This is a genomic window from Albidovulum sp. (assembly GCF_049646345.1).
Lineage (GTDB): Bacteria > Pseudomonadota > Alphaproteobacteria > Rhodobacterales > Rhodobacteraceae > Albidovulum.
The window spans coordinates 1-2228 of sequence record NZ_JBARVQ010000360.1 but is presented as its reverse complement, the minus strand read 5'-3'; the positions used below and the strand labels follow the sequence as shown (position 1 = coordinate 2228).

4 protein-coding genes and 1 pseudogene are annotated in these 2228 nt (G+C 63.0%); 4 read left to right on the top strand and 1 reads right to left on the bottom strand.

Features of this window, described 5'->3' with window-relative positions:
• The coding region (locus tag WBB85_RS09030; protein WP_432638292.1) for an ArsR/SmtB family transcription factor at nucleotides 1-219 on the bottom strand (219 nt) is incomplete at its 3' end.
• A gap of 71 nt (nucleotides 220-290) precedes the next feature.
• On the opposite strand from WBB85_RS09030, the gene WBB85_RS09025 reads away from it, so the two are divergent.
• The 4 genes and pseudogenes from WBB85_RS09025 to WBB85_RS09010 form a co-directional block, all read left to right on the top strand.
• Nucleotides 291-614 (top strand): NIPSNAP family protein, encoded by a 324-nt coding sequence (locus WBB85_RS09025; RefSeq protein ID WP_432638291.1) that lies wholly within the window; start codon nucleotides 291-293, stop codon nucleotides 612-614.
• Nucleotides 611-1417 (top strand): annotated as a pseudogene (locus WBB85_RS09020) (alpha/beta fold hydrolase); the annotation flags it as partial. The gene WBB85_RS09025 and the pseudogene WBB85_RS09020, both read left to right, overlap by 4 nt.
• A 48-nt stretch (nucleotides 1418-1465) precedes the next feature.
• Complete coding sequence (locus WBB85_RS09015; protein ID WP_432638293.1) at nucleotides 1466-1834, top strand: antibiotic biosynthesis monooxygenase family protein; 369 nt, start codon at nucleotides 1466-1468, stop codon at nucleotides 1832-1834.
• On the top strand, nucleotides 1831-2228 hold a 398-nt coding region (locus WBB85_RS09010), incomplete at its 3' end, for an EamA family transporter (RefSeq protein WP_432638290.1). The genes WBB85_RS09015 and WBB85_RS09010, both read left to right, overlap by 4 nt.

The window sequence follows — 2228 nt, the reverse complement described above, 5'->3', positions numbered from 1 at the left end:
CGAGACATATTTGTGCCGCCCCTGTTTCAGCACCTGTGTCAGCCCGCCCCGTTCCAGTTTGGCCAGATGCCCGCTCGCGGTCTGCAAGGTGACCCCCGCCTCACGCGCCAGTTCCGTCGCGGTCAGGGCCTTGCCGCTCATCAAGGCGGTCAGGATATTGGCGCGGGCCGGGTCGCCGATCAGGGCGGCGATGCGGGCGATGTCGGGGCCTTCTTTCATAGTTCGATCATAGCCGAACCATTCACGTCAGGCAATCCGCTATCCTGTCGCCCCGAAGACAGGAGAATGACATGCTGACCTGCATCATCCGCTACCATATCGACCCGACCAAACGCGACCAGTTCGCCCGTTACGCGCAAAACTGGGGGCAGGCCATTCCCCGTTCAGGCGCGGACCTGATCGGCTACTACGCGCCGCATGAAGGGTCGAGCACACTGGCTTACGGCATCTACAATATCGACAGCCTCGCCGCCTATGAGGCCTATCGCGCCCGCCTTGCCGCCGACCCTTTGGGCCGCGAAAACTACGCCTTCGCCCAATCGGAAAAGTTCATTCTGCGCGAGGATCGGACATTCCTGAAATGCGCCTCGACCCCGCATGGTGAAATGCGATGACGATCCACAAGATTATCTATGGCGGCGACACTCTTGCCCTGCATCATTTCGGCGGAGGCGGCGCGCCCGTCCTCTACATTCATGGCGCGACATTACCGAGCGAATTGTCGATCGGTTATCGGCTCGAAGGACGTTCCTGGGCGGATGAGCTTGCTGCTGTCGGTCATTCGGTTTGGGGGCTCGACTTTCTGGGGTTCGGGCGCTCAGACCGTACCGCCAATCCTTTGCGCTGCGCCGACGCTCGCGCCCAGATCGCAAGCGCCGTCGATGAGCTTCTTCGGCTGACGGGCGCACCGCGTCTTTCCCTGATTGCCCACTCGTGGGGCACGCTTCCCGCCGGCGCTTTTGCGGCCCTGCGACCTGACATTGTCGACCGGCTTGTCCTCTTTGGCCCTATCGCCCAACGTGATGCTCATCACCCGCATCCAGACGCACCGTTCCGCGACATTACGGTCAAATCCCAGCATGACCGTTTTGTCGCCGACATACCCGCTGGCGCGGCACCGGCACTTGATGAAAAGCAGTTCGCGGAATGGGCGGTTGCCTATCTCGGGACCGATACCGACGCTTACAACCGAACCCCGCCCGCAGTCCGCGTCCCTTCCGGCCCGGCAGCGGATATCGCCACAATATGGTCAGGGCATTTCCCCTACGACCCAGCAAAAATCACCTGCCCGGTGCTGATTGCGCGTGGCGAATGGGACAGTCTCTCGACGGATGCCGACGCTGCCTGGCTTTTCGAGGCATTCTCGAATGCACCACAGAAACAGGACGTGAAATTCGCCCGCGCAACGCACCTTGCCCATCTTGAAACCAATCGCCGCGAACTCCACCACATCACGCGTGACTTCATCCTCCCGACGCGCCCGAACAGGAACGTCGCTGTCATTTTCGAGGTCACACCCGCCGAGGGACGCAAGGACGACTATCTCGACATCGCCGCCGATCTGCGCCCGTTGCTTGACGGGGTAGAGGGCTTCCTCTCGGTCGAACGGTTCCAGAGCCTCAGCGATCCGTCGAAGATCCTGTCGCTCTCGTTTTTCCGCGATGAAGAGGCGGTGCAGCGCTGGCGGACGCTTACCGCCCACCGCGCGGCGCAGGCCAAGGGGCGGGACGGTATATTCGCCGATTACAGGCTGCGGGTGGCCGAAGTCATCCGCGATTACGGGCTGACCGACCGGGCGGCGGCCCCCGATGACAGCCGGGCTGAACACGGATGAGCCACGCGCTGCATCCGGCCAGTGAATACGCCGTGCTGGGACTTCTCGCCCTGCTTTGGGGATCGTCCTATCTGTTCATCCGGGTGGCGGTTACCAACTTTCCGCCGCTGACACTCATCGCGATCCGGGTCGCGGTTGCTGCGGCCCTTTTGCTGATCGTACTCCGATGGCGCGGCGAAACCTTGCCGCGCGACCGGGCGACATGGGCCCGCCTCTGGATACAGTCTTTTCTCAACAGCATCGGCGCATGGACGGTGCTGGCCTGGGGTCAGCAATTCACCGGCGCGGGGCTGGCCAGCGTGCTGAACTCCACCTCGCCGGTCTTCGTCATTCTCTTCGGCCTCGGGTCCGCAGGAGCCACCCGCCCCGGCGCGCATCAGATCGCGGGGGCGGC

Bases quoted from the DNA above. Each gene is read 5' to 3' on its own strand.
- WBB85_RS09025 (WP_432638291.1), top strand. From the start codon at position 291: ATGCTGACCTGCATCATCCGCTACCATATCGACCCGACCAAACGCGAC.